We start from the raw sequence: 23,933 nt of genomic DNA, 5'->3' as shown, positions 1-23,933 counted from the left end.
CCGAGTGACCACAACTGATCGCAATCATCTCGGAACGCTGCGCGCCATCAAATCGGGGGCCGTAGCGAGTGCGGATGACATCCGTGGCAGGATCGAGACGCGCCCTGCGGACTGTGGGCGACTTTCACGTCAATCATCATGTCTCCGTCCCGCCTCGCGAAACGCCTCACTGTCCCTGTATGACCATTGGCTTGCAGCCGTCTGCAGGCCATCGAGGAGCGAGCGGATACGCCGCGGCGTCTGGCGGCGTTCAAGCCGCACCGCATGAATCGTGGTCTCCGCCACCCGCCAATCGCGCAGCAGCTCGACGACGCGTCCCTCGCGCAGATCCTTCAGCCCTACCCAAGCCGGAAGCCATGCCAGTCCAACTCCCAGCCGCATGAGCGACCAGATTGCCCCGACGTCCTCCACCACGAGCCTGGGCCGCGGCAGATGGCGGACCAGCGAGCCGTCGGCAGGGTCCGTAAACTGCCAGGCCATCAGCCGTCCGGCTCCGGGCTCGCGAAAGCCAATCTGTTTGTGGTTCACGAGATCCGCAGGCGATTGCGGCGCTCCCACCAGCTCTACGTAGCGTCGCGTCGCGCACAGTATCCACGGGAAGCTGCCGAGCGGTGCCGCGACGAGGCCGGGTTGTCCGGACAATGGCCCGTAGCGGATGGCGACGTCGATCCCCTCGGCAGCTAGATCGAGCGTACCATCGTCGATCTTCAGCTCCAGCTCGATGTCAGGGTTGGCGAGCAGCAGCGCTGGCACCTGAGCAGCCAGTCGTGCCCGGATTAGGGGTGCGGGCGCGCTCAACCGCACTCTCCCGCCAGAGCTGCTCGCGGCGGCATGGTCGAGCGCCGTCTCCAGCCTCTCCGCCTCCCGCAGTAGATCCCTGGCCCCTTCCAGCAGGCGCTCACCCTCCGAAGTCAGCGAGATCGCGTGCGTGGTACGGTGGAGCAGCCGGACGCCGTGCGCCTGTTCGAAGCGGGACACCGACTTGGAGAGGGCAGACGTCGTGGTGCCTGCGCGGCGCGCTGCCTCCGCGAACGATCCGGCATCTGCGACACGGGCGAAATGGAGGAGGTTGATGAGCCTCTGAAAACCGGCTGGTGTGGACACAGAGGCAACTTAGTCCTGCCTCGGCTACGGCTACAAGAGCGAATAGATCCTGCGTATCTCCGTCGAAGCAACGAAGACCGGATGACAGGAGTAGGCAATGCCAACCACGGAAATCAACGAGGCCACCTTCAACGAGGCGGAGCGCGCTCTTGCCGGCCAGCCTATGATCGTAGTCAACCTGCTGCGCTATCGCGAGACGGCGGACTATGGCGAAGGCGATGAGCAGCCGCGCTGCACCGGACGCGAGGCATATTTTGGCCGCTACGTTCCCGCCTTTGCCGAATTGACGCATGGCCAGGACATCGGGGCGCAATGGCTCGGCAAGGTCCATGCCGCGTTCGCAAGCCCTGCGGACGAGGCGTGGGACGACGTGGCGCTGGTGCGCTATCCCAACTTCGCGGCGTTCCGGGCCATCGTAGAGAGCGCGGCCTACCAGGAGAATGCCGCCCCTCACCGGCACGCCGCACTCGCCGACCTGCGGCTTCTCGCCACGACCCCGGTGCCGCTGCCGAACCGCGATGCGAGCGGCCAGTGAACCTCGAAATTCGTCCCGGTATGCTGGAGACCGCTCGACACCGGACCGCCTTCACCGAAGCCGGCCCATCCGACGGACCGCTCATGATCTTCGTACATGGCTGGCCCGAACTGGGCATCATCTGGGAACACCAGCTGGAACATTTCGCCGCCATGGGCTGGCGCTGCGTAGCGCCCGACATGCGCGGCTATGGGGGCTCGTCCGCGCCGACGCGAACTTGCGACTATTCTGTGCGGGAGATCACGCGCGACATGGTCGAACTGCATGACGCGCTCGGCGGGTCTCCCGCGATATGGGTGGGGCACGATTGGGGTTGCGCGCCCGTCTGGTCGATCGCTGCGCATCATCCCGATCGATGCCATGGCGTGGTGGCGCTCTGCGTGCCGTACTTCGCGCGTGGCAACACGGCCGAGAACATGATCGCGACCGTCGACCGACGACTCTATCCGGTAGATCACTATCCCGCCGGCCAGTTCGACTACTGGCTTTACCATCGTGAGCACGCCGGCCCTGCAGCGAGCGCCCTGGAGGCTGATGTCCGGGCGACTATCGCGGCATTGTTTCGCCGCACGGCGCCGGACGTGGTCGGCAAGCCGTCGAAGTTTTCCGAGTTGCGTTCACGTGGCGGCTTCTTCGGCCCGGAGCGACGCGCACCGCCGATGGCGCGGGACGAGACGATGATGAGCGAAGCGATGTTCGAGGCGTTCGTTACCGCCTTCGACCGAACGGGCTTCCGCGGCGCGAACGCCTGGTATCTCAACGATGCCGACAACGCGGCATTCGCTCGCGAGGCATCTGGGTTCGGCCGGATCGATCTGCCGGCGCTCTTCATTCATGCCAACCGTGACACCGTGTGTGACACGATGCACAGCGGCCTTGCCGAGCCCATGCGGGAGGACTGCACGGCGCTGACCGAGATCGTCGTCGAGGCGGGGCATATGGTGATGCTGGAGGACCCGGAGGGGGTCGCCCGTGCAGTAGAGGGCTGGCTTGACGAGGCTTCGTTATTCGCGCTGTGCAAATCGGGTAGCAAAGTGGAGAATCTACCCGGGGAATCTTGAACCGGAGCGCCGATCGTCGGCGTTACCGATCAGTCACAAAAAAGATCGACGCCGGCTTGGCGAGTTTTTCAGCATCGGTCCGATTGAGACACGCTACCAGGGCAACTCTCCTTCCGCGTCAACAAACCTGCCCGACGACGTTTGAAGCATCGCAACCGCCATCAGCCAGACCGCTCCCCCATGGAGAAACCTGCACTGGCAGCGCCGATGGGCAGGAACGGCAAGCTCCGCGTCGGGGACCCGGTCAAGGCGAGGATGGCGTTTGCAACCGCAGGCGCAATGGGCGGAACACCGCACTCCCCCATGCCGGTCGGCCGATTGCTGGATGGGAGGATGTGGGTCTCGACTGCTGGCATCTCGTTCATGCGAAGGATCGGATAGCGATCGAAGTTGGTCTCTTGAACAACACCATCCTTAAGCGTGATCGCCCCGTAAAGCGCCGCTGACAGACCGAACCCGATCCCGCCTTCCATTTGCGCTGCGATCTGGTCGGGAGAAACAGCGATCCCGCAGTCCACGACGGCAACGACGCGGCGCACAGCGGGGCAGCCCTCCACCAGTCGCACTTCGGCAATCTGGCCGACAATGGTGCCGAACGCCTCGTGGATCGCCAGACCCCGTGCCCAGCCGGCTTCGAGCGGCCGGCCCCAGCCCGCTTTGTCGCAAATCGCGTCGAGCACCGCCAACCGGCGTTTGTCGCCCGCTTTCTGGTAGAGCGCACGTCGGTAAGCCGCCGGATCGCGATCGGCGCGCCGGGCGAGCTGGTCGATGATATGCTCCATCACCATGCCGGTGTGCGAGTGACCGACGGAGCGCCAGAAGGTGACCGGCACCGAAAAGTCAGGGCTGAAGACCTTCCCGTCGACGGTGGAGGCTGTCGAGAAGTAAGGAGAGTTCGTAATGAGAGGTGGTTCTAGGAATCTGAACAGCGGGGATAAGTGGATTGCCGATCTGACAGCGGCCATGCTGGCCGCGAAGAGGAAGCAAGATGAGCAAGCGACCCCGCCGGAACCACAGTCCGGCATTCAAGGCCAAGGTGGCGCTGGCTGCTGTGAAGGGTGAGAAGACGCTGGCCGAGCTGGCGCAGGAGTATGAGGTGCACCCGAACCTCATCAACCAGTGGCGGTCCAAGCTGCTGGAGGGGGCGGCAGACGTGTTCGGAGCGGTTCCGGCAGCGAGCGAACCAGCGGTCGATATAACCGTGCTGCACGCCAAGATTGGTGAGCTGACGCTGGCGAACGATTTTTTGGCCGGTGCGCTCGGGAAGGCCGGTCTGTTGCCGAGCGCAAAGCGATGATCGACCGTGACCATGAGTTGCCGCTGACCCATCAGGCGCAGCAGCTCGAGATCAGCCGCGGCAGCATCTACTATCTTCCGCGGCCTGTATCCTCGGCTGACCTGGCGATCATGCGCCGGATCGACGAACTTCATCTGCTCTATCCGTTCGCCGGGAGCCGGATGCTGCGCGATCTGCTCCGTCAGGAGGATGTGAGCATCGGACGACGGCATGTTGCGACGCTGATGAAGCGGATGGGGCTAGAGGCGATCTACCGCCGTCCGAACACGTCGAAACCGGCGACGGGTCACAAGATCTATCCCTATCTGCTGCGCAAGCTGGCGGTGACGCGGCCGAACCAAGTTTGGGCGACCGATATCACGTATGTGCCCATGGCGCGCGGTTTCGTCTATCTGGTCGCTATCGTCGATTGGTTTACCCGGCGGGTGCTGGCTTGGCGGGTGTCGATCTCAATGGATGTCGCGTTTTGTATCGAGGCACTGGAGGAAGCGCTCGCCCGTTATGGCAAGCCTACGATCTTCAACAGCGACCAGGGCTCGCAATTTACCAGTGCGGCTTTCACCGCTGTCCTTCACCGAGAGAAGATCGCCATTAGCATGGATGGAAAGGGTTGCTGGCGCGACAACGTGTTCGTGGAGCGCCTCTGGCGCTCGGTGAAATACGAGGACGTGTACCTCAACGCATACACCTCAGTCCCGGAAGCACGCGCCGGCATCGGCCGATACTTTGCATTTTATAACAGCATCCGGCCACATTCAGCCCTTGGTACCAGGACACCGGACCAGGTATACTTCGACCAGCCGCTTCTCGCAGCGGCATGATCAACCAGCGGCGATCCACTTATCCAGACCGCGAGCCTGTTCAGACAACCGGGGCCACCTCTACATCCCAGCCATTCACACTGGCCACGCAGTCAAGCGTCTCGATCGGCGCATGAGCGAGATACGGGAAGTCGAATCCGAACTCCACGACATCGCCGGTGAACGGCGTCTCCGGTTCATCGCCCTTGGACGTGAAATCGCTCGAGTCCAGGTCGCTGCGTCCGGCTGCGATATCGTGATAATAGCGGATGAGCTCGGACGTGGAGCGTTTCTCTGCCTCGCTGTCATCCCATTCGATGCGCAAGGCGTCACGCCCCCGCTTTGCGGCGAAGGTGGTTTCAGCGACGACCACGACCCCGGTTTCGATAGCGAAGGCATCGACGACGCCCTTGATCTTTCGTGCATCGGACGGGTCGAAACGCACCAGCTTGCCCCCGAAGCGCGGGCTGTGCGCGACCATCGCGACCAGCATATCGGGACGCTGGATATCCTGCGTGTAGACCTGAGCGCCCGTAGTCTTTGGCAGACTGTCCTTTCGCCTCACCCGATCCGTGCCGATCAGGCGAAAGTCCTTCGCGAGCTTCAGCGTCGGCGACTGCGGCGGCGTCTGCCGGGCGGCGTCGGTAAGCAAGTCCGCGAAGGTTGCGGAGCGGTTAGACGAAGGATGCGACACAACCCCGTCCCGGACTACGATCAGGCGACGCGGGATGCTCCAGCGAAGTGCGGCCGCGTCGACGAACATGGAGCGCGCTGCGGCGCCTGCGTTGCGCATGCCATCCCAGTTCGACGCGATCGAGTTCGACCCGGCAGTTCCCTGCACACCATAGGCACGGAAATTACTCCGCGAGTCGATGACCCGCACCCGGTCCCAATCCGCATCAAGCTCTTCTGCGACGATCGCGGCGATGCCGGCATGGATGCCCTGCCCCAGTTCCTGCTGCTTGTTGACGATCGTCACCCAACCATCAGGGGAGATACGAACGAAGGAGCCGAAGGCGCTTGGTTCGGGACTGCGGCCGCCACCGCTCAATATCGCCCCGCCAATCTCCATCGGGTGCGTGGCGGCATAACCTACCACCAGCGCTCCACCGACCAAAGAGCCGCCGAGGATCATCTTGCGGCGCGTCATGTGGAGACCGCGCTTGCGGGCCGGCGTATCGATCATGGACGATCTCCTGTTTGCAGGCTCATGCAGGACATTTGGCACCTGTCTCGAGCCACGCCTCAATAAGGGCACCGAACTCGGCTTGCGTGCCCGGTGCAGGCGTGCGCTTGCCGCCAGGATGCCACGCCCAACCGACAAGCTCGTCCTCCGCGAGGTGATGGAGCAGTTTGTCGCGCTCCATGTGCGCGCGCGTCGGATCGAGAATCTGCCGGCAAATCTCGCCCAGCGTCTTGCCCTGCCAAGCCATCTCGATAGGTGCTAGCTTCCACTTGGGATTGCCGGGCACGCCCGAGGGCTCGAAATTGCTGTCGTGGTGACAGGTCGAGCAGCGCAACGCCGGTGCGCCGGCGTTGTCGAGGCCGCGCGTGACCCACGGAATATGCGGGCGCATGGCATCGGTCTGGGTCGGACGATCAGTGCGTGGGTGACAGTTCATGCAACGGGGGTGCTGAATTACGCGCCCGGCTTCCTCGAACAAGGAGACCGACCGGACCGTCGGGTCGGTGATGGCCGTGAAGGCCATGACAGCGCGCAGGTGCACGAGGTCGATTGGCGGATGATTGGCAGCCAACGATTGTGCGTCCGGCAATGGCTGCGGACGAAAGACGATCGCTGAGACGAGAACGATCGCCGCGATGGCCAGCACCAACATGGGCAGGCAGCCGAACCGCCGACGCCGCCGCTCGCCCGGTGCGCGACGCCACCTCACGATTGGACCGCCCCGATTACATCGGCGGCATCGTGGATCGCGGCCCGAATGCGGTTGTAGGTTGCGCAGCGGCACAAATTGCCACTCATGGCGATGTCGATATCGGCGTCGGTCGGCTTCGGGACGCTGCGCAGCAGAGCCACCGCGCTCATGATCTGGCCCGACTGGCAAAAGCCGCATTGCGGCACGTCGCGGGCAACCCACGCATCACGCACCGCGTTGGCCTGGATTCCCGCGACCGCCTCGATCGTGACGATTTCCGATCCCGCCGCTACGTCCAGTGCAAGCGAGCATGAGCGCATCGGTTGACCGTCAACATGGACCGTGCAGGCGCCGCACTGCGCTATACCACAGCCATATTTCGTCCCCGTCAGCTTCAGCACATCGCGAAGTACCCAGAGAAGTGGCGTCTGCCCGTCCTCATCGACGTGGCGGATCTCACCGTTTACGGAAAGGGAATATCGCACGGGCTAGGCTTGGGCTGCTGTGATCATGCCGCTGAGGGTATGTCGGGTCGGAGGCGCAGAGAACGCCCATTCCTTCAGAAATCATGCCCGTTCCTACGGGAGGACGTCGGGCTTCCGTTCAACCGAAGTTAGAAGAACGCGCCACCCGCCATGAACGGAACGATGCCGACGAGCATGACGATTGCAATCCGCACCTGCAGATAGTGGCGAATGTCCGAGCGGACGAAAAGCTCGCGCGCATATCTCACGTCTTCGACAAAGGTCAGCGCGGTCCCGGCGGCCACCGCATAGGCAAGGAAAACCGACAAGGGCGCGGCCAACGATCCCAACCGCGCGGGAAAAACCACGACGATGAAAGCGTTCACCGCCCAGCCCAGCAGATAGTCCAGCTTCATAAAACGGTCGCGCGCCAGTTGAATGTGGGGAACCATCAGCGCGCGACCGAGAGACAGGCAATGCGGTAGACAGATGCCGGGGGCACATTGCGAAAGGTTGTCCCAACACGCTCGGCGCCAAGCCCGAGCCGATCGAGTATCTCATCGGACACGGAGCAACGCAGGCCATAGGTGAAGAGGTAGAGTGCGGCGCTAGGCTTCATGCGCGTGAACGCAGCGCGCAAGATAGCCTCGACCTGGCCGGCCTCCATGTTCCGCAAGCCCAGCCCGCAGACCGCTGCTCCGAACGCCCGGGTTTCAGCGCCTTTGAGACGGCCCAGGTCGGCTGCGTCGATGCCGAGGATCGTCGCACGCGGAAAGCGCCGCTTCAGCATACCCGAGAAGTTCGGGTTCTGCTCGACCAACGTCAGGTCGCATTCGGCGACGCCGCGCGCAATCAGTCCGCGCGTAAACACGCCCGTTCCCGTACCAAGCTCGAGCACCGCTCCCGCCTGCCCGTCAATGCTTCCCGTGATCAATGATACGAGCGCCTTGCCGGAGGGCACCAACGCCGCAGTGCCGACAGGGTCCCGTAGCCACTCGAGGAGGAACCGGGCCGAATCCCAGGGGCTGCTAACACCCGGACCGCGATCGTCTGCCGCTCTGAGTCGAAGATCGCTCGATACGATTTGCGGCTGCGCCAGCGGTATGCCGTTCTCGTAAGAAAGGCTGTTATCGCTGCCCAGATCGAAGCAATAGCGCTTCCACCGTGTCAAAACGGTGCTTTTCGCTGAGGTCATCATGGTCCAATCTGCTTGGCAAGTGGGGGTGTTGGTGACGTCGTGCCCGCGATGATCGAGGTTGCCCGATCCGCGTCCAGTGCTGCGAAGCCGCTGTCCAGTTCAGGCCAGCTTGAGATGCGCGCGCAGGGTTGGACTCTCTACGTCAATCGGGGCCGGATCCCGTTGACGATCATCTGAAGCAGTTCCCGGATTTGCGGCGTCGAAAAGCCTGCTTTCTCCAGGCTCGCTGCCTGGACGCTTTGCGGGAACAAAGCGCGAGCCAACTCGGTGTAGGCCCGCAGCGCTTCCAGGCGCGGATCGGCGAGCGAAATAGGCCTTGGGTTAGCGAAAAAGATCAGGAGATTTTGCAAACCCGATCGCCGATGGGCGATCGTTCCGTCGTTGATCCCGATTACGACGGCCATACGCTCCAAGTAGGAAAGGCGCGTCGTGGCAACGGCAGGCCGAATCTCCGCCTTCGCCTCCGCGCCCGCAATCGGCGGTGACAGATCCATGAACATCAAGCTTCTCCATCGGCAGAGTTGCCGGCAGCAGGCCCGTACAGCGCGTCAGGTTATTGGGCGCATCCTGCTATCCGGCAGCATAATGCGTCCATGAGACCACCAAGCTCCATGCCCGATCTCGCAGAACACTTGCCTAGTCCTCCAAGGTGGACGTCAAGCATTTGGCTCTCAGCAAGCCTCACGCCCGCGGCCTCATCGCGACGATCGGGACGGACAGCTATCCCATCGCGACCTTGAGGTTCAGCGCGTCGCGCTTGGGCGCGACACCGAATGCGCGAGAATATTCGCGACTGAACTGCGAGGGACTCTCGTAGCCGACCTGATAGGCCGCTTCCGCGACACTAACCTGATCCGTCATCATCAGACGCCGCGCCTCGAGCAAACGAAGTTGCTTCTGGAACTGGAGCGGCGTCACCGAAGTCAACGCCTTGAAGTGCTGGCTGAAAGACGAAATGCTCATGTGCGCGACCGCGGCCAATTGTTCCACCCGGAGTGTCTGGGCGAAGTTACCGCGCATGAGGTAGATCGCTCTGGCGATGCGTTCGAGATGTGTGTCCGGCATGGCCTGCTTGCACAGCTCCGATGCATTCGGGCCGCTCAGCAGCCAGTAATAAAACTCGCGCATCAACGCCGGGTAGAGGATCGGGATGGCCTTTGGCGTCTCGGTCAGCTTGATCATACGCAGGACGCAATCGGCAAGCGGGCCATCGACGTCGGCCACGAACACGCTTCGGCTGCTGTTCGTCGAAGGAACAGGAGGCGTTTCGAGCAGTTCCAGCACCTCGCGCATCATCCCGGGGTCGAACGCTATCGCGACGCCGACAAAAGGAAGGTCCGGACTCGCGGCGACGATCCGTCCGCAGGCCGGAATATCCAGACTCACAACCAAACACTGCATCGGACCGTAATTGAGCGTCTCGTTGCCGACGAGAAATCGCTTTGCTCCCTGCAATGTGATGCAGAGCGAAGGCTGATACACGTCATGATTTTCGTGGTGCTGGTATGAGCGGATCATATGCACGCCGGTGTTGAGCACGGGGAAGAAGCCTTCCCCACCGCCCTGCGCATCCGCATAGGCATTCGCTGCGGCGAGAAGCGCTGACAACACGCCGTCCCAATCTGCGCGGTGTTTTGCCGAAACGCGCTCCGAAGGCCCTCGGATTGGGCCGATTGCAGGAAAAGGCAAGATTTTTCCGGTTTCTGGCATTCTGACCATCGCTCGATCCCTCTAGCTTGTTGGTGCCAACCCAAGCGAGGCGAATGACAACATGCCAGAAACCATCGCCCCGTCAATAGTAATAGATGCCATCGTGCCAAATTCCTTAGAGAAAAAGGATAATGAACTCCTCCAGGGAGGACGGGCAGTCATGCTCTTGGCCGCGCTGTTTTTCGTAAGCGCATTCAGTCAGATAGACCGAATACTCCCGTTCATTCTTGCAGAATCGATTAAGGCCGATCTTACACTTAGCGACACCCAGATCGGGCTGTTGACCGGGATAGCCTTCGCGGTCTGCTACGCGCTGTTATCGCTCCCGCTGGCGCGTGCGTCCGATCGAGGGTCTCCTCGCCTCGTACTGGTCGCATGCATCATGATCTGGAGCGCGATGACGGCCTTTGGCGGTTTAGCCGTCAGCTTCTTCCTTCTCGCCCTAACGCGATTCGGCGTCGCGCTGGGTGAGGCCGGCGCGATGCCGTCAGCCCATGCGCTGATCGCCCGCAAGATCATGCCGGAGCGCCGGGGCCTGGCGATCGGGATTTCCTCCATGGGCATTCCGCTCGGGACGATGGCGGGGTTTGCACTGGGCGGAGCACTCGGGGATTCAATCGGGTGGCGTGCCGTTCTGCTCGGTGCCGGCGTGATCGGCGGATTGATCGCCTTGCTGGTGCTTGTCGCCGCAGGACCGACTCCACCGTTAAAGCGTGCCGCCGCGACGAGCGAACCCTTTATCCCGGCGAGCCTGCGCCTGCTTTCGTCTCCCGGATTTCGCTGGCTGTTCATCGGTGCAATCCTCGCCGGGTTCGCGGGCGCACCCTTCTATGCATTCGGGGCGGCGTTCCTGATGCGCACGCATGGTTTTACCGCAAGTCAGGCGGGGCTCGCCTTCGGGCTCCTGCAGGGCTTGATGGGTATAATCGGCACCATGGGCGGCGGGCGGTGGTTCGATCGATCGGTGCGCGCCGGGCATGGTCGCGTCGTCGGCCCTCCGGCCGTGCTGTTCCTGTTCGCCAGCGTGACGATGACGGCGGCGCTCTTCACGCCAATTGCATGGCTGTCGGTCGCCTTGCTGGTGCCGACCATGCTGTCCTTCTCGTTCCTGCTGCCATGGTCGTTCGGTGCCGGTCATCTCGTTGCCGGCAAAGGCAATGAAGCGATGGCCTCCAGCCTCGGCATGATCGGCTCCGGCCTCCTCGGCCCGGCATTGGGCCCGCTGTTCGTCGGGATGGTCAGCGACGCGGTCGGTACGCAGCAAGGTGCCAACGGCCTTCCTCTGGCATTGTTGATCGTTCCCATCGCCAGCGTGCTGACCGGCCTGGCCTTCCTCGTCGCCAATCGGCGCGTCGCCGTCGTGCTTCGGCAGCACTGACCGCTGAACCTGCGTTCCGTCTCTCAAGGACCTGTCTCATGAAGTACAAGACTCTCGGCAATACCGGCCTGTTCGTGTCCGAACTCTGCCTCGGCACCATGACCTTCGGCGGCCAGGGCATGTGGGCGAACATGGGCAACGTCCAGCTCGACGATGCGCAGGCGCTGATCTCCCGCGCGCTCGACCACGGCATCAATTTCATCGATACCGCGGATATCTACTCCGCTGGCGCATCGGAAGAGATCGTCGGCCAAGCGCTCAAGAACCTCGGCGTCCGGCGCGAAGATGTCGTGATCGCCACGAAGGTGTGCGGCCCGACGGGTACGGGGCCGAACGACGCCGGCAACTCGCGCGGACATATCCTCGACAGCGTCAAGGCCAGCCTGAAGCGTCTCCAGGTCGATCATATCGACCTCTACCAGCTTCACAACATCGACACCGTCACGCCGATCGAGGAAAGCCTCGACGCGCTCGACACGCTCGTGCGGCAGGGAATGGTCCGCTACGTCGGCGTCTCGAACTGGTCGGCGTGGCAAATCGCGCGCGCGTTGGGCCACAGCGAGCGGCTGAACCTCACCAAGATCGCAACGACGCAGAATTATTACACGCTCGCCGGGCGCGATCTCGAGCGCGAGCTCGTGCCGCTCATCAAGGCCGAGAAGCTTGGCCTGTTGGTCTGGAGTCCGCTGGCAGGCGGCTTGCTGAGCGGCAAATACGGTCGCGATAGGCAAGGCGAAGGCGGCAGTCGGCGGACGACCTTCGACTTTCCCCCGGTGCAAATGGAACACGCTTATGACGTGATCGACGTGATGGAAGGCATCGCGAAGGGCTACGGCGTCAGCGTCGCCCGGATCGCGCTCGCCTGGTTGCTGCATCAACCGCACGTCACAAGCGTGATCGTGGGTGCCAAGCGCGTCGCACAGCTCGACGACAATGTCGGTGCGACCGAGCTGGTGCTCACCGCCGACGACCTCGCCGAACTGAACGCTGCCAGCGCGCTGGCGCCTGAATATCCCGCCTGGATGCAGCGCACGCGCCAAGCTCCACCGAAGGCTCCGCTCGAAACCGAGTCCGAGGTGGATTGAGATCGGAACTGCGAGGTTCTTTCATCCCGCGGTTCCGTAGCGAGGTCACCCCCCTACCCCCCCCGGGGCGACCTTGCGGCCCACCGAAGGAGACCCGTCAACCGAGTTCCTTCGGTGGCGCTGCCGCCCCTCTTCCGAAAGCGTCATCCATGCGTAACTTACTTCCGACCATTCTCGCCTGCGGCGTTGCCGCGATGACCGCTGGCACCGCTCAAGCACAGGCCGGTCCTTCCGACGACGGCTCCCCGCACGGCGTGGTTGCCATCGGACCGGGCGTCGTTCCCGAATTCGACGGGTCCGGGGACATGCGTGTGTTCCCGTTCGTAGTCGCCGACATCAGGTGGAGCGGCATCAACGTCCAGGTCGGCGGTTCTGGCCTGCGCGTCGACGTTGTCCCGGATTCGCGTCTCTCGATCGGGCCGGTGCTCGGTATGCGTCTTCCGCGCAACGACGCGGATGGACCCGTCGGGTTGCTGCCCAACATCGGCACGGCAATCGAAGCGGGTGCGTTCGTCGGCTATCGGTTTGGCGGCAATCAGTCAGGCCAAGGCTCGCTCCAAACGGAGCTATCCCTGGTCCACGATGTCTCGCAAACCCATAACGGCCTTCTGGCCACCGCAAGCGTGAGCTACGCTGCCGTTCGCCAGAAGGACTTCTTCCTCTCCTTCGGCGCGCAAACCACTTGGGCGAACCAAGACTATACACGCACCTATTTCGGTATCGACGCGGCTGCGGCCGCGGCGAGCGGGTTGGCAGCATATCGACCGGGCGCGGGGATCAGGGATGTCGGTACCGGGATAACCGCTGGCTATTGGTTCAGCGATCATCTGGGCCTCACGGCACGCGCGGGCGCCAGCTATCTCGTCGGCGACATCGCTGACAGTCCGATCACCGAAGATGGCAGCCGTTGGCAGCCTGCTGGTGGCCTCATGCTTTCCTACAGGTTCTGAGCCGCTCGTGACTGACGATCCGCTTGGAGACATCCTGATGTTCGCAGCGCCGCTGGGCGTCGCCGGCATCTTCCTCATGGCGCTCTTCGAACGGATCGTGCCGATCCTGCCCTCCCACGGCCTCTACGCCGCGATCGGCGTTGCCGCGGCGGAAGGAGCGTGGGGGTTGCCCGTCGCCATAATCATGTCTGTTCTGGGGAGTGGAGCGGGCGCGTTCACTGGCTATCGCGTCGGCATCCGCATCGCGGCCGGAGAGGGGCGCGCGATCCGCATACGCAGTCTTCTGCGCCGTCGCGACCGTCTGGGCCTCTATCTGCGCAGCCTGCAACGCCGCAGCAGCGTGCTGCCGTTCGTCGCGCAACTCCTGCCCGCCGCGCGGCTCGTCGCGCCGCTGATCGCAGGAGCCACGCCGCATGATTGGCGGCGTTTCTCGATCGCGACCCTAGCCGGGCTTACCATCTGGAACACCATCTTCATCGCGATCGGCTTCGTGATCGTGCGGTTGGGAGGCCCGACCAACGCCTCGGTCGTCAGCGCAGCGATACTCGTCCTGCCAGCCGGTTTCTTAGTCGTCACGTATCTGACTAGGCGCCGGCGAGGCGGAACGGCGTCGACATCAACGGCTCACCGAACATCCGGACAATAAGGTGCCGAAAAAATCTCCCCGCAGAGTATTTCGGGAACGATAAATCTCAATAATGGGCTCGGCGCAGTGCAAGAGATGATTACTCCAGCGCGTTCTACGTTCACTATCTTCGCCGGCGCGCAATTCCGCGCCAATAGTCTAGACCAATCCGCACTTATTGTCTGGCTGCCACACTGAATGAAAGCCTATGTAAATGGATTGGACCGAAGGGTACTTCACAGATCTCAATTACACGTACGGATATTATAGAGAGATGAACTCGGCGATGCTGAGACTCGCCGCCATCGCAGCAGGCGTTCAACCACCCTCGATCGCGGAACCGGTCTACCTCGAACTGGGGTTTGGGCAGGGCGTCTCCATCAACGTCCATGCGGCTACACTGGCGGATGCCTCGGGCGCGGACCTTCGCCTGTTCGACGACTCGTTTGCTGAATTCGCGGCCGAGACGACCTCCCGATTTTCGACTTCATCGTGCTGCACGGCGTATGGAGCTGGATATCCGAATGGAACCGCTCCCTGATCTGCGACGTCATTCGCCGCGGCGGCGATGCTCGCCTCGTCCGTCACATCAAGCTGCACGAACTCGACTCTCAGGCCAGATGCGGCAAGATCGTTCGCGGCCTTCCGGCCTCTCCCGGGATCGCGCGCGCCGATTAGAACGGTCAGACCGGCCTCTGCCAGCTGGCGGGCGATCTCGAGTCCGATACCCTTGTTGGCGCCCGTGACGAGTGCGACACGATGATCGTTGGTCATGATACATTCTTTCATTGGTTGCAGGTGCCAAAGAGCGGCGGTCGTGGCGCCAACCTACCGGGCCGGCTTTGCCTGAAGATGCGGAGGAGAGACGGGCATGTGATCTGCGAACTTCACGCCCGCCAGCGCCTCCGACACGTCCCACAGGCGAGCGGCGACTGCCTGATCTGAGGCCTGCGGCGGCACCTTCGCCAACGTTGGCCACCCCCGGATCTCCGCAATCCCGTCCGGGCCGTAATAAGCTCCCGGCAGTGCTTGCGGCGACGTTGCCGCGTAGAGCGTCGGCAACGCGCCGCGGGCGGCGGGCTGGAACATGAACGGCAGATAGGTGCGTATCAGCCCGTGGATGCTGCGGCGGCCCGGCCCGTTGTGCAACAGGTCGGTCCGGGAGACGCCCGGATGCGCTGCGATGCTGGCTATTCCCCATCCGGCTGCGTCGCTCCGTCGCTGCAGCTCAAATGCGAACATGAGGCACGCGAGCTTCGATTGCGCGTAGACTGGCCCAGGCTTGTAGCCATGCCGAGCGTTCAAATCGTCGAAGTTGATCGCACCTTGTGGCGCCGCAATGCTCGACAGCGAGATCACACGTGCATTCCTGCTGCGGCGTAGCAGTGGCAGAAGGCGCGCGGTTAGTGCGAAGTGGCCAAGATAGTTGGTGCCGAACTGGAGCTCGAAATCGTCCGCCGTCACCTTGCGCCGGGGCGGAACCATCACACCCGCATTGTTGATGAGCAGATCGAGGCTATCCTGATCGCTCCCCAGTCGCTCGGCGAACGCGGCGACCGAGCGCAAGTCCGCGAGGTCCAGCTGCTCAAACCGCACGGCACTTCCCGGCGTTTCGCCATGAATGCGGCTTACGGCATCGGCACCCTTATTCGGATCGCGGCCCGCGATGATTACCGTGGCGCCCGCACGCGCCAACGCTCGCGCATCCTCGAAGCCAAGTCCGCCCGTACCAGTTACCACGACCGTCTGGCCGTTCTGAGGAGGAATATCAGAAGCTGTCCAACGGACCATCGCGTACACCTTTCGAAGAGCCGTTGTGGCGTCTTCAAACGGATAGGATTTACAGGACCAAATACCCATGCCGGAATCCGGAATTTACGTGCCTGATCCTACAGACCAGCATTCCTGACAACGATATATTCAGCGTATCGCGGCCGCCAACATCGCCTTGAAGTTCATGACGTCGCGCTTCGGGGCCGTGCCGAACGATCTGGCATATTCACGGCTGAACTGCGACGCACTTTCGTAACCTACTTGATAAGCCGCATCGGACACGTTCGCGTTGTCGGATACCATCAAGCGGCGAGCCTCGAACAGCCGAAGCTGCTTCTGATATTGGACCGGGGTCATCGACGTCATCGCCTTGAAGTGCTGATGAAAGGATTGGTCAGTTGCTGCAACACCTCGCGCAGAACCGAGACGTCGAAGTCGATCATCATCCCAATATACGGCTTGATCTGCGTCGCTCCCACCATGCGCCCGCTGGCTGGAATCTCGAAGCTGATGATCAGGTATTCCATCTCCTCGTATCGCAGCATCGTGTCGCCGAAGAGGATTTCCTTGGCGCCCTTCAGAACGACGCACAGCGAGAGCCGGTACAGGTTATGGACGGGCATATTCTCATGGAATGACTGTGCGAAATGGATGTTGGCCATAGGCGTCTGGAAGCGACCTTGGCCGCCACCTCGGGCTTCGATGAAGCCCAGCACGGCGGACATAAGCGCGGGCGGGGTCTGGGCTTCCGGTTGAAACGAAGCCGGAGCCGTATCGGGATTACGTTCGGCCGTCTGAAGGGCTGGCGTCGCGTCGCCACTCGCTACGATCGATGCCCGACCGTCTTCTTCTCCGCTATCGCGCTCGCCGCCACCGTCATCTTCTGGCTCTGATCAACGAGTCCCGACCCTAGAGGTCAGCGTAGAACGACGACCGGACAGCTACGTTCGTACGGCAAGGTATCCCGAATATTGCAGCGGAAACGGCTCGCTCGAGAAAAGGGATTAACGCGTGCGAGCCGCAGTCCGGCTAGCCGGATACGGTCTTGGGACGCAGCCGGCGACATAGACCATGCGCGTCCGGATCGGCCGGATCAAGTCCGATTTTGAACTTAAAGTATGCCGGCCAGCCATGGTGACGAGCCAAAGGTTGAGCGGCGAGCCGGCATACCTGTGCACCAACCATTCGGATTCGTGTTCGGATGCATCAAACGGGGCAGATCATGCGACGTGCATCCGGGGTCACGGTTAAATAAGCGCGTCGAGCAGGCCGATCAGGGGCCGATCCGCGGGGGGCATCGGCAGGGTGTGCATGTCCGTCGGCCTCACCCAACGCAGCGCGGTCGCCTCGATCGCACGAGGCACCCCACTCCATTTGCGCGTAATGTATAGCAGCAGCAGTAGATGGCGACTTCCCAGCGGCGCGCTGGCGAAGGCAGCAGGCGCAAGGCACGCATGGGGCACGGCAATCGCCAGTTCCTCCTCGAGCTCGCGGATCAACGCAGCCTCTGGCGTTTCGCCCGGCTCGACCTTGCCTCCGGGAAACTCCCAAAGACCCGCTAGTGATTTTCCCTCCGGGCGCTGCTGGAGGAGCACACGACCTTCCAGATCGACGAGCGCCGCCGCCACGACGGGCAAAATGAGCGGAACGGCCGATTGGCATGCCGACGCGGGCAAGTCGTTGGTCATTCCTTAAGTCTCCCCTGAATATGACGTGCGACGATGTCGATACGTTACGCAATAGCCCTGGCCACTCGAACGATTGCACGTGCGTGGCGCGAGACCCGGGCGGCGACGGCGATCGAATATGGGCTGATCCTTGCGCTCGTCGTCATCGCGATGTTCGTAGGCCTGATCGCGCTCGCGGACTCGACCACCGGACTGTGGAACAATGTCGCCACGAAGGTGACCAAGGCTCGCTGACTCCGAAAAGAATCTGGGTCCACCTTAAACCTTTCTCAACCCACCACTTGTATCCGTCGGAATGCTGATCCGGCCCGTCCGGTGCAGCCGGGTGACACTGAAGCAATCCAACGATGGAGACCGGAATGAAGACGATCCGCAACTTTTTCAAGAATTCCAAGGGCGCGACCGCCATCGAGTACGGCCTGATCGCCGCACTGATCGCCGTTGCCGCTATCGCCACGATGACGACGCTGGGCACGAACCTGAACAAGACGTTCAAGAACGTCTCGAACAGCTTGGGCAGCGCGACCCCCGCTTAACGATCTACCGATCGACAAGCTAATGTTGGGCGGCGGAACCTCGGTTCCGCCGCCCTCATTACGTGAGGATTACAGGCGTCCCATTTTCAGGAACTTGGCTTGGCGATCATGGCGCAGTTCGGCCGGAGTCATCGCCACGAGTTCACCTAGCGCGCTAGACAACGCATTGCCCAGCGCGCCGATCGCCGCGACACGGTCCCTGTGGGCGCCCCCAAGAGGTTCGGTCACGATATCGTCGATCACGCCGAACGACTTCAGGTCCTGCGCGGTGATGCGCATCGCTTCGGCGGCTTCGGGGGCCTTGTCGGCGGTGCGCCACAGGATCGAGGCGCAGCCTTCGGGGCTGATCACCGAATAGATCGCATGTTCGAACATCAGCACGCGGTTGCCGGCCGCCAGCGCAACCGCGCCGCCCGAGCCACCCTCGCCGACGATCGCCGAAACGATCGGAACACCGGCGTTGAGGCATGCCTCGGTCGAGCGGGCGATCGCCTCCGCCTGGCCACGCTCTTCGGCCTGGATGCCGGGGAATGCGCCCGAGGTGTCGACCAGCGTAACGATCGGCAGGCCGAATCGGTCGGCGAGTTCGACCAGGCGGATCGCCTTGCGGTAGCCCTCGGGCTTGCCCATGCCGAAATTGTGGCGGAGGCGGCTGGCGGTATCGTCGCCCTTCTCATGGCCGAGCACCATGATCTTGCGGCCCCGGAAGGTCGCGAAGCCGCCGATGATCGCCTGGTCGTCGCCGAACGCGCGGTCGCCGGCGAGCGGCACGAACTCGTCGAACAGCGCGGCGACGTAATCCTTGAAGTGCGGACGCTCGGGATGGCGCGCGACCTGTGTCTTCTGCCACGGCGTCAGGCGCGCGAAGGTGTCCTTCAGCAGCTTGTCGGACTTCGCCTGCAAGCGGGCGATGTCGGCGGCGAGATCGACGCTGCCTTCTGCGGCGGTGTCGCGGAGTTCGTCGATCCGACCCTGGAGTTCGGCGATCGGTTTCTCGAAGTCGAGGAAGCTTGGCATCCGCCGCGGTTACGGTGCGGGCGCGTCCGCGTCAACGCGCCGCCCTGTTCGCGTCAACGCGCCACCCTGTTCGCGTCAACGCGGGGGCAGATCGGCAAGCGGGTGACGTGTGTTGACGAGTTCGACGAGGCGGCTCGAATCGACGTGCGTGTAGATCTCGGTGGTCGCGATATCGGCGTGGCCGAGCATGGATTGCAGCGCACGCAAATCGGCGCCGCCCGCGAGGAGATGCGTAGCGAAGGCGTGACGGAGGACGTGCGGGCTGACGCGGTCCGGCGGGATGCCGGCCTCCGCGGCGATTGCCTTCACGAGCTGGTACAGGCGGATGCGCGAAAGATGGCCCTTGCCCGAGGGGAAAAGCCACAGGCGATCCGTCGCGACATGCGTACGCCAGAGCGCCACCGCAGCACGCGCACGGTCCGAGATGGGGACGAGCCGTTCGCGTCCGCCCTTGCCGCGCAGAATCAGGAACGGGCGGTCTGGATGGACCGCGTTGCGCGGCAGGCTGACCAGTTCGGTCGCGCGCAGGCCGGAGCCGTAAAGGAGCTCGAACAGCGCGGAGAGGCGCAGGTCGTTGGGGTCCAGCGGATCGCGCGCGGCGCGTTCGGCGATTGTCGCGAACAGCCGGTCGATATCGGCGTGGCTCAACACCTTGGGAAGCGCGCGCGCCGCGCCCGGCCGGGGAAGCGCCTTGCCGGGATCGTCGGCACGGTGACCTTCATCGGCGAGGAACGCGAAGAAGCGGCGGAGCGAGGCGGACTTTCGGCTCACGGTCGAGCGAGATAGTGCGGACCAGCTGCCCGATACCGTCGCCAGCGCATCCGCATCCGCCTCGACCAAGCCGCCGTCGAGCGTTTGAGACGCGAGCGTCAGGTCACTGCGATAGGCGGCGACGGTGTTGGGCGCAGCGCCTGCCTCCGCCGCCATCATCTCCAAAAACCGATCGATCAGTGCGCGATCGCTTGCGTGGCTCACGCGCGCGCGATCGCCTCGGCAGCGATCATCCGCGCCTCGCCGTCGAGGCCGACACCGCGGAGTGCACCGACGATCCGGTAAAGCGCCTCCGGGGGAATGTCCTTCCAGCTTGCCGCCTGCATGCCGACAGCTGCGAGCAGGACCACCGTCCCGGCCTGGCCATCGCGTGCGGCGCGATCAAGCGCGCGGGTCCACGCATTGTCCGCACCGATCCGGACGCCGAGCGACTGTGCCGCGCGCTCGATATCGCCCTGGTCGAGACGTCCCAACCCGGCAAGTCCGGCGAACAGCATACGCTGCTTCAACGCCGAATCACCTTCGCCGCCCGAATACGAAGCGAGGTCGGAATAGCTCAGCCGGCGATGCGCATCGGGATCGCTGAGCATGATCATCGCCCAGGCGTCGCCGCCGGCCGGGACGGTTCCGAGCCAGCGCGCGGCCGTGCGATCCAGCCCGGCGGATAGCATCGATGCCACCAGCGGATCGGCTTCGGCCTTCGCCAGCGCCGGGTTCATCCGCGCCGCGGCGCGCGCGGTCAGCACGAGACGTGCATATTCGGGTCGCGCGTCCGCACCGCCCCAGAGCTGGCGCAGCGCCTTCAGTCGCGCATCCGGACTGCGGTCGGCATAGGCGGTCTGGAGATCGTTGGCGGTCGCGGTCGCGGTGCTTTGCGTATCGTCATCGGTTGCAGCGGCGGCGTAGAGATCGACCAGCGCGGCACTGGAGAGCACCCCCTGCCCCGCCGCAGCTTCGGCGGGGGCAAGTCGAGCGCCGAGCGCAACCGAAGGCGACAACGCCTGCCAGTATCTCACCTGAGGTCCGGCAGTCGCATACAATTCGTCGGGGATCGCGACACCGGTCGCCATCGCCAAACCGAACCGCCACGCGGTCAGCCGGTCGACGCCGTCCCATTCGATCGTCACGGCCTGACGCCCCTGCGCGCCCGCACCCACCACCTTCTGCGCGAGCAGCATGTCGACGCCGTTTGCGACGTTGCGGCGCTTGGCCGTCGCGATCAGGGGGGTAGCCTGTGCCGGATTGCCCGACAGCCCGGCGCATATCGCCTGTGCCATCGTCCAGCCGCGTGCGGGTGCGTAGCGCATCGCGCCCGGAACCAGCGGGCAGAACCCGGCCGGATCTCCCGTTGCCAGCGCCGTATTCATCGCGACCTGGTAGAGTTTCGGCGTGTAGTTGTCGGTGTCGACACTCTGCGTGACCGCACGCGCGGCAACGGACTCGCCCATCCGCAGCAAGAGCCATGCACGCTCGGCGGCGAAGTCCGCGCCATTGGTACGCGTCGGCGTATCCACGCGCGACACCAACGCACGGCGCAGGAGGATCGACATCCACCGTGACGGCAGCGGCGCGGTCAGGCGGCGCATCAACGTCTCGACATATTGACCGTCCGCTTCACCGAAAGCATCGGTATCGAGACCGCCCTGGCTAGCCGTGACCGGACCGACCATCGCGAGCGAGCGACGCGCGGATTCCGGCATCTCGTACTGCGCGAGCACCGCCGGATCGACCGGTGCAGGCGTCGCGACAGGTGGCGCCAGCGGCACGTCGCCCGGCAGCGTCGGCGGCAACGGCTGGATCATCGCGCCCGGCTGCGCGGGTGCGGTCGCCGGAGCGGCGGGTTGCGCGGGATCGGTCGGACGTGCCGGCTGTGTAGCGGCAGGCGGCGTCGGGCGTGGTGCGGGCGCAGGGGGCGGCTCCCCGAACCCAGGCGGCAGGATCGATTCGGGACGATCCTGCCCGATCGCAGGCGCCAGCGCGACCAGTGCTCCGACGGCGACGGCCGCCGTAAGCGTCGCCTTAAGAGAGGTTCGCAAGCGTCACGGCCTTTTCGACGCGGCTCTGCGGACGCTCGGTCGCGCGCCCTGCCAGCAGGAACAGGCCGCCGACGACGACCACAAGAACGACGACGACCGAGACGATGAAACGGGACATACGACGTAACCTTGTAGTGGACGGGTAATGACAGATCGCGCGCCAAGAGCTTTTGCCCTCGCGCGGTGCCGCTGTATAGCGCGGGCTACGATGTTGCAAAGCCACAACCCTTCAGGCGGGCCTGCCGGCCGTCGCCGCCCTGCCCCGATCGATCGCCCGATCGTGCTCGTCGGGCTGATGGGCGTCGGCAAGACCACCGTCGGCCGCCGCCTCGCGCTGCGCATGAACCTGCCGTTCGTCGATGCCGATCACGAGATCGAGGCGGCGGCGGGCATGACCGTCACCGAAATCTTCGCGAAATACGGCGAGGAGTATTTCCGCGACGGCGAACGCCGCGTGATTGGGCGGCTGATCGACGGCACGCCGAAGGTCATCGCGACCGGCGGCGGCGCGTTCATCAACGACGACACGCGCGCGCTGATCCTGCGCGATGCGGTGTCGGTGTGGCTCAGCGCGCATCCCGACATCCTGGTCGAGCGCGTCGGTCGGCGCGATACGCGGCCGCTGCTGCGCAACCGTGACGCGGGGAAAGTTCTCACCGAACTCGCGCGCGTGCGCAACCCGATCTACGCGCAGGCACACATCCATATTGTCAGCAACAAGACGCCGCACGAAGCGACCGTCGCCGCTATCCTGAGGGCGCTTGGCCGATGAAGACCGTTACCGTTGAGTTGGGCGCGCGGACGTATCCGATCCATATCGAGGCGGGGATTCTTGCGAGAGCCGGAGAGTTCCTCGCGCCGCTTGCGAAGGGTCGCCGCGTGGCGATCGTTACCGACGAGAATTTGTCGGTCCATCTCGCGACGGTGCAGACCTCTCTGACCGCGGCGGGAATTGCATCCGTGGCGATCGTGCTGGCACCCGGCGAAGGCAGCAAGAGCTGGGCAATACTTGAGATGCTATGCGACCGGCTGCTCGAACTCGGCGTCGAGCGCGGCGATCATGTCGTCGCGCTGGGTGGCGGGGTGATGGGCGATCTGGTCGGGTTCGCGTGCTCGATCCTGAAGCGCGGGTGTAACTTCGTGCAGATCCCGACGAGCCTGCTTGCGCAGGTCGACAGCTCGGTCGGCGGCAAGACCGCAATCAACACGAAGGCGGGCAAGAACCTGATCGGTGCGTTTCACCAGCCGGTGATGGTGCTGATCGACCCGCAAGTGCTCGACACGTTGCCGATCCGAGAACTGCGCGCTGGCTATGCGGAGGTCGTGAAATACGGGCTGATCGACGATTTCGCGTTCTTCGAATGGTGCGAGGCAAATGGCGCCGCGTTGCTGGCAGGCGACCTAGCGCTCCGCGAATATGCGATCGCGCACAGCGTTTCGGCCAAGGCGCGGATCGTCGCGGCGGACGAGCATGAGACGAACGGGACGCGCGCGTTGCTCAATCTGGGGCACACGTTCGGGCATGCGCTGGAGGCGGAGACCGGGTTTTCGCAGGCGCTGATCCACGGCGAAGGTGTCGCGGCCGGCTGTTCGCTGGCGTTCGCGTTTTCCGCGTCGCAGGGGATTTGTTCGGGTCAGGATGCGGAGCGTGTCGCGGCGCATTGGCGTGACGCGGGTTTGCCGGACGGTCTCGCGGCGGCCGGTATCAGCGCCAGCGGTGCGCGGCTCGTCGATCACATGCGGCACGACAAGAAGATGGCGGCGGGGACTCTGCCGTTCCTGCTCGCGCGCGGGATCGGCCAGACGTATCTCGACAAGACGGTCGACCTCGGGGATGTGGAGGCCTTCCTTGACGCGCAGCCCCGCTGATGCCGAACGGTGTCGCCAAGCAGAACCTGCCGACCAAGGTCTGTCCGGCGTGTGAGCGGCCGTTTACGTGGCGAAAGAAATGGGCGCGGGATTGGGACAGCGTGATCTACTGCTCCGACGCGTGTCGGAAGAAGCGGTAGAAGATTGTTCACCCGCGAA

The 23,933-nt window shown here is 63.8% G+C and carries 30 protein-coding genes and 1 pseudogene; 13 read left to right on the top strand and 18 right to left on the bottom strand.

The genetic code is table 11. The features are described from left to right. Positions 1-129: 129 nt before the first annotated feature. Entirely contained in the window at positions 130-1,104 is a 975-nt protein-coding gene (locus AC1MLZ_RS17320) for a LysR family transcriptional regulator (RefSeq protein WP_480959563.1), read from the bottom strand. Between the two features lie 97 nt (positions 1,105-1,201). On the opposite strand from AC1MLZ_RS17320, the gene AC1MLZ_RS17315 reads away from it, so the two are divergent. Beyond that, the gene (locus AC1MLZ_RS17315; protein ID WP_480959562.1) at positions 1,202-1,639 is read left to right on the top strand and encodes a DUF1330 domain-containing protein; all 438 of its coding nucleotides are present in this window, start codon (positions 1,202-1,204) and stop codon (positions 1,637-1,639) included. Between the two features lie 20 nt (positions 1,640-1,659). Next, positions 1,660-2,700: an alpha/beta fold hydrolase gene (locus AC1MLZ_RS17310; RefSeq protein WP_480961597.1), complete on the top strand. Its 1,041-nt coding sequence runs from the start codon at positions 1,660-1,662 to the stop codon at positions 2,698-2,700. Between the two features lie 161 nt (positions 2,701-2,861). Here AC1MLZ_RS17310 and AC1MLZ_RS17305 read toward each other — a convergent pair whose 3' ends face one another. Further along, positions 2,862-3,665 (bottom strand): molybdopterin cofactor-binding domain-containing protein, encoded by an 804-nt coding sequence (locus AC1MLZ_RS17305; protein ID WP_480959561.1) that lies wholly within the window; start codon positions 3,663-3,665, stop codon positions 2,862-2,864. A 23-nt stretch (positions 3,666-3,688) separates the two neighbouring features. Between AC1MLZ_RS17305 and AC1MLZ_RS17300 the strand changes: the two genes are divergently transcribed. Beyond that, a protein-coding gene (locus AC1MLZ_RS17300; RefSeq protein ID WP_128082060.1) for an IS3 family transposase occupies positions 3,689-4,818 on the top strand; the annotation gives its coding sequence in 2 pieces (ribosomal slippage) (positions 3,689-3,950 and positions 3,950-4,818; 1,131 coding nt in all). Positions 4,819-4,858: 40 nt separating this feature from the next. Here AC1MLZ_RS17300 and AC1MLZ_RS17295 read toward each other — a convergent pair. The 7 genes from AC1MLZ_RS17295 to AC1MLZ_RS17265 all read right to left on the bottom strand — a co-directional run bounded on the left by AC1MLZ_RS17295 (position 4,859) and on the right by AC1MLZ_RS17265 (position 10,055). Continuing rightward, positions 4,859-5,983 (bottom strand): molybdopterin cofactor-binding domain-containing protein, encoded by a 1,125-nt coding sequence (locus AC1MLZ_RS17295; protein WP_480959560.1) that lies wholly within the window; start codon positions 5,981-5,983, stop codon positions 4,859-4,861. 22 nt (positions 5,984-6,005) lie between these two features. Further along, positions 6,006-6,635, bottom strand: coding sequence for an Isoquinoline 1-oxidoreductase subunit (locus AC1MLZ_RS17290; protein WP_480959559.1), 630 nt, complete (start codon positions 6,633-6,635; stop codon positions 6,006-6,008). Between the two features lie 53 nt (positions 6,636-6,688). Continuing rightward, positions 6,689-7,159, bottom strand: coding sequence for a (2Fe-2S)-binding protein (locus AC1MLZ_RS17285; protein WP_480959558.1), 471 nt, complete (start codon positions 7,157-7,159; stop codon positions 6,689-6,691). A 128-nt stretch (positions 7,160-7,287) separates the two neighbouring features. Beyond that, a complete protein-coding gene (locus tag AC1MLZ_RS17280; RefSeq protein ID WP_480959557.1) occupies positions 7,288-7,590 on the bottom strand; it encodes a hypothetical protein in 303 nt (100 codons plus the stop codon). Continuing rightward, entirely contained in the window at positions 7,590-8,336 is a 747-nt protein-coding gene (locus AC1MLZ_RS17275; protein ID WP_480959556.1) for a class I SAM-dependent methyltransferase, read from the bottom strand. Before AC1MLZ_RS17275 ends, AC1MLZ_RS17280 begins: the two co-directional genes overlap by 1 nt. 137 nt (positions 8,337-8,473) lie before the next feature. After that, the gene (locus AC1MLZ_RS17270; RefSeq protein ID WP_480959555.1) at positions 8,474-8,836 is read right to left on the bottom strand and encodes a hypothetical protein; all 363 of its coding nucleotides are present in this window, start codon (positions 8,834-8,836) and stop codon (positions 8,474-8,476) included. Between the two features lie 220 nt (positions 8,837-9,056). Further along, entirely contained in the window at positions 9,057-10,055 is a 999-nt protein-coding gene (locus AC1MLZ_RS17265) for an AraC family transcriptional regulator (RefSeq protein ID WP_480959554.1), read from the bottom strand. Positions 10,056-10,107: 52 nt separating this feature from the next. Between AC1MLZ_RS17265 and AC1MLZ_RS17260 the strand changes: the two genes are divergently transcribed. The 4 genes from AC1MLZ_RS17260 (at position 10,108) to AC1MLZ_RS17245 (ending at position 14,105) form a co-directional block, all read left to right on the top strand. Then, positions 10,108-11,424: an MFS transporter gene (locus tag AC1MLZ_RS17260; protein ID WP_480959553.1), complete on the top strand. Its 1,317-nt coding sequence runs from the start codon at positions 10,108-10,110 to the stop codon at positions 11,422-11,424. Positions 11,425-11,462: 38 nt separating this feature from the next. Further along, entirely contained in the window at positions 11,463-12,509 is a 1,047-nt protein-coding gene (locus AC1MLZ_RS17255; protein WP_480959552.1) for an aldo/keto reductase, read from the top strand. 194 nt (positions 12,510-12,703) lie between these two features. Beyond that, complete coding sequence (locus AC1MLZ_RS17250) at positions 12,704-13,459, top strand: MipA/OmpV family protein (RefSeq protein ID WP_480959551.1); 756 nt, start codon at positions 12,704-12,706, stop codon at positions 13,457-13,459. 7 nt (positions 13,460-13,466) lie between these two features. Next, positions 13,467-14,105 (top strand): DedA family protein, encoded by a 639-nt coding sequence (locus AC1MLZ_RS17245; RefSeq protein ID WP_480959550.1) that lies wholly within the window; start codon positions 13,467-13,469, stop codon positions 14,103-14,105. Between the two features lie 324 nt (positions 14,106-14,429). Here the strand turns inward: AC1MLZ_RS17245 and AC1MLZ_RS17240 are convergent, their stop codons facing one another. The 4 genes from AC1MLZ_RS17240 to AC1MLZ_RS17225 all read right to left on the bottom strand — a co-directional run bounded on the left by AC1MLZ_RS17240 (position 14,430) and on the right by AC1MLZ_RS17225 (position 16,582). Next, positions 14,430-14,858, bottom strand: coding sequence for an SDR family NAD(P)-dependent oxidoreductase (locus AC1MLZ_RS17240; RefSeq protein ID WP_480959549.1), 429 nt, complete (start codon positions 14,856-14,858; stop codon positions 14,430-14,432). Between the two features lie 54 nt (positions 14,859-14,912). Further along, positions 14,913-15,875, bottom strand: coding sequence for an SDR family oxidoreductase (locus AC1MLZ_RS17235; RefSeq protein WP_480959548.1), 963 nt, complete (start codon positions 15,873-15,875; stop codon positions 14,913-14,915). 129 nt (positions 15,876-16,004) lie between these two features. After that, positions 16,005-16,214, bottom strand: a complete 210-nt coding sequence (locus AC1MLZ_RS17230; RefSeq protein WP_480959547.1) for a helix-turn-helix domain-containing protein — start codon at positions 16,212-16,214, stop codon at positions 16,005-16,007. Between the two features lie 5 nt (positions 16,215-16,219). Next, positions 16,220-16,582 carry an AraC family transcriptional regulator gene (locus AC1MLZ_RS17225; protein ID WP_480959546.1) on the bottom strand — a complete coding sequence of 121 codons (363 nt, stop codon included), beginning with the start codon at positions 16,580-16,582 and terminating at the stop codon, positions 16,220-16,222. Between the two features lie 24 nt (positions 16,583-16,606). Here AC1MLZ_RS17225 and AC1MLZ_RS17220 point away from each other — a divergent pair. Beyond that, positions 16,607-16,750, top strand: a pseudogene (locus AC1MLZ_RS17220) (transposase); the annotation flags it as partial. Between the two features lie 354 nt (positions 16,751-17,104). Here AC1MLZ_RS17220 and AC1MLZ_RS17215 read toward each other — a convergent pair. Continuing rightward, positions 17,105-17,545, bottom strand: a complete 441-nt coding sequence (locus AC1MLZ_RS17215; RefSeq protein ID WP_480959545.1) for a (deoxy)nucleoside triphosphate pyrophosphohydrolase — start codon at positions 17,543-17,545, stop codon at positions 17,105-17,107. A 33-nt stretch (positions 17,546-17,578) separates the two neighbouring features. On the opposite strand from AC1MLZ_RS17215, the gene AC1MLZ_RS17210 reads away from it, so the two are divergent. Both AC1MLZ_RS17210 and AC1MLZ_RS17205 read left to right on the top strand, forming a co-directional pair. Continuing rightward, positions 17,579-17,779 carry a Flp family type IVb pilin gene (locus tag AC1MLZ_RS17210; protein ID WP_480959544.1) on the top strand — a complete coding sequence of 67 codons (201 nt, stop codon included), beginning with the start codon at positions 17,579-17,581 and terminating at the stop codon, positions 17,777-17,779. Between the two features lie 125 nt (positions 17,780-17,904). Then, positions 17,905-18,081, top strand: coding sequence for a Flp family type IVb pilin (locus AC1MLZ_RS17205; protein ID WP_480959543.1), 177 nt, complete (start codon positions 17,905-17,907; stop codon positions 18,079-18,081). 69 nt (positions 18,082-18,150) lie between these two features. On the opposite strand, the gene AC1MLZ_RS17200 is transcribed toward AC1MLZ_RS17205, so the two are convergent. The 4 genes from AC1MLZ_RS17200 to AC1MLZ_RS17185 all read right to left on the bottom strand — a co-directional run bounded on the left by AC1MLZ_RS17200 (position 18,151) and on the right by AC1MLZ_RS17185 (position 22,023). Further along, positions 18,151-19,098: an acetyl-CoA carboxylase carboxyltransferase subunit alpha gene (locus AC1MLZ_RS17200; protein WP_480959542.1), complete on the bottom strand. Its 948-nt coding sequence runs from the start codon at positions 19,096-19,098 to the stop codon at positions 18,151-18,153. Between the two features lie 75 nt (positions 19,099-19,173). Then, positions 19,174-20,028 (bottom strand): tyrosine-type recombinase/integrase, encoded by an 855-nt coding sequence (locus AC1MLZ_RS17195; RefSeq protein WP_480961596.1) that lies wholly within the window; start codon positions 20,026-20,028, stop codon positions 19,174-19,176. 41 nt (positions 20,029-20,069) lie between these two features. Next, a complete protein-coding gene (locus AC1MLZ_RS17190; RefSeq protein WP_480959541.1) occupies positions 20,070-21,905 on the bottom strand; it encodes a hypothetical protein in 1,836 nt (611 codons plus the stop codon). Next, positions 21,889-22,023, bottom strand: a complete 135-nt coding sequence (locus AC1MLZ_RS17185) for a hypothetical protein (protein WP_267904487.1) — start codon at positions 22,021-22,023, stop codon at positions 21,889-21,891. Before AC1MLZ_RS17185 ends, AC1MLZ_RS17190 begins: the two co-directional genes overlap by 17 nt. A gap of 90 nt (positions 22,024-22,113) precedes the next feature. On the opposite strand from AC1MLZ_RS17185, the gene AC1MLZ_RS17180 reads away from it, so the two are divergent. The 3 genes from AC1MLZ_RS17180 to AC1MLZ_RS17170 are packed head-to-tail and all read left to right on the top strand — an operon-like array spanning position 22,114 to position 23,914. After that, entirely contained in the window at positions 22,114-22,677 is a 564-nt protein-coding gene (locus AC1MLZ_RS17180) for a shikimate kinase (RefSeq protein ID WP_480959540.1), read from the top strand. Then, a complete protein-coding gene (gene aroB, locus AC1MLZ_RS17175; RefSeq protein WP_480959539.1) occupies positions 22,674-23,774 on the top strand; it encodes a 3-dehydroquinate synthase in 1,101 nt (366 codons plus the stop codon). Before AC1MLZ_RS17180 ends, aroB begins: the two co-directional genes overlap by 4 nt. After that, the gene (locus AC1MLZ_RS17170) at positions 23,774-23,914 is read left to right on the top strand and encodes a DUF2256 domain-containing protein (RefSeq protein WP_082444318.1); all 141 of its coding nucleotides are present in this window, start codon (positions 23,774-23,776) and stop codon (positions 23,912-23,914) included. The genes aroB and AC1MLZ_RS17170 overlap by 1 nt, the downstream gene beginning before the upstream one ends. Positions 23,915-23,933 lie beyond the last annotated feature (19 nt).

It is taken from the genome of Sphingomonas sp. PEI4, from assembly GCF_056679955.1.
The sequence above is the reverse complement of the archived record's forward strand: the minus strand, read 5'-3'. Positions and strand labels throughout refer to the sequence as shown.

Excerpts from the sequence above, each read along its gene's own strand:
- AC1MLZ_RS17215 (WP_480959545.1), bottom strand. The coding sequence starts at position 17,545 with ATGACCAACGACTTGCCCGCGTCGGCATGCCAATCGGCCGTTCCGCTC.
- AC1MLZ_RS17260 (WP_480959553.1), top strand. The coding sequence starts at position 10,108 with ATGCCAGAAACCATCGCCCCGTCAATAGTAATAGATGCCATCGTGCCA.
- AC1MLZ_RS17180 (WP_480959540.1), top strand. The coding sequence starts at position 22,114 with ATGTTGCAAAGCCACAACCCTTCAGGCGGGCCTGCCGGCCGTCGCCGC.
- AC1MLZ_RS17290 (WP_480959559.1), bottom strand. The coding sequence starts at position 6,635 with ATGTTGGTGCTGGCCATCGCGGCGATCGTTCTCGTCTCAGCGATCGTC.
- aroB (WP_480959539.1), top strand. The coding sequence starts at position 22,674 with ATGAAGACCGTTACCGTTGAGTTGGGCGCGCGGACGTATCCGATCCAT.
- AC1MLZ_RS17275 (WP_480959556.1), bottom strand. The coding sequence starts at position 8,336 with ATGATGACCTCAGCGAAAAGCACCGTTTTGACACGGTGGAAGCGCTAT.
- AC1MLZ_RS17295 (WP_480959560.1), bottom strand. The coding sequence starts at position 5,983 with ATGATCGATACGCCGGCCCGCAAGCGCGGTCTCCACATGACGCGCCGC.
- AC1MLZ_RS17280 (WP_480959557.1), bottom strand. The coding sequence starts at position 7,590 with ATGGTTCCCCACATTCAACTGGCGCGCGACCGTTTTATGAAGCTGGAC.
- AC1MLZ_RS17310 (WP_480961597.1), top strand. The coding sequence starts at position 1,660 with ATGCTGGAGACCGCTCGACACCGGACCGCCTTCACCGAAGCCGGCCCA.
- AC1MLZ_RS17305 (WP_480959561.1), bottom strand. The coding sequence starts at position 3,665 with ATGGCCGCTGTCAGATCGGCAATCCACTTATCCCCGCTGTTCAGATTC.
- AC1MLZ_RS17195 (WP_480961596.1), bottom strand. The coding sequence starts at position 20,028 with ATGATGGCGGCGGAGGCAGGCGCTGCGCCCAACACCGTCGCCGCCTAT.
- AC1MLZ_RS17315 (WP_480959562.1), top strand. The coding sequence starts at position 1,202 with ATGCCAACCACGGAAATCAACGAGGCCACCTTCAACGAGGCGGAGCGC.
- AC1MLZ_RS17170 (WP_082444318.1), top strand. The coding sequence starts at position 23,774 with ATGCCGAACGGTGTCGCCAAGCAGAACCTGCCGACCAAGGTCTGTCCG.
- AC1MLZ_RS17210 (WP_480959544.1), top strand. The coding sequence starts at position 17,579 with ATGTCGATACGTTACGCAATAGCCCTGGCCACTCGAACGATTGCACGT.
- AC1MLZ_RS17250 (WP_480959551.1), top strand. The coding sequence starts at position 12,704 with ATGACCGCTGGCACCGCTCAAGCACAGGCCGGTCCTTCCGACGACGGC.
- AC1MLZ_RS17225 (WP_480959546.1), bottom strand. The coding sequence starts at position 16,582 with ATGTCCGCCGTGCTGGGCTTCATCGAAGCCCGAGGTGGCGGCCAAGGT.
- AC1MLZ_RS17230 (WP_480959547.1), bottom strand. The coding sequence starts at position 16,214 with ATGACCCCGGTCCAATATCAGAAGCAGCTTCGGCTGTTCGAGGCTCGC.
- AC1MLZ_RS17235 (WP_480959548.1), bottom strand. The coding sequence starts at position 15,875 with ATGGTCCGTTGGACAGCTTCTGATATTCCTCCTCAGAACGGCCAGACG.
- AC1MLZ_RS17240 (WP_480959549.1), bottom strand. The coding sequence starts at position 14,858 with ATGACCAACGATCATCGTGTCGCACTCGTCACGGGCGCCAACAAGGGT.
- AC1MLZ_RS17200 (WP_480959542.1), bottom strand. The coding sequence starts at position 19,098 with ATGCCAAGCTTCCTCGACTTCGAGAAACCGATCGCCGAACTCCAGGGT.
- AC1MLZ_RS17270 (WP_480959555.1), bottom strand. The coding sequence starts at position 8,836 with ATGTTCATGGATCTGTCACCGCCGATTGCGGGCGCGGAGGCGAAGGCG.
- AC1MLZ_RS17255 (WP_480959552.1), top strand. The coding sequence starts at position 11,463 with ATGAAGTACAAGACTCTCGGCAATACCGGCCTGTTCGTGTCCGAACTC.
- AC1MLZ_RS17185 (WP_267904487.1), bottom strand. The coding sequence starts at position 22,023 with ATGTCCCGTTTCATCGTCTCGGTCGTCGTCGTTCTTGTGGTCGTCGTC.
- AC1MLZ_RS17265 (WP_480959554.1), bottom strand. The coding sequence starts at position 10,055 with ATGGTCAGAATGCCAGAAACCGGAAAAATCTTGCCTTTTCCTGCAATC.
- AC1MLZ_RS17205 (WP_480959543.1), top strand. The coding sequence starts at position 17,905 with ATGAAGACGATCCGCAACTTTTTCAAGAATTCCAAGGGCGCGACCGCC.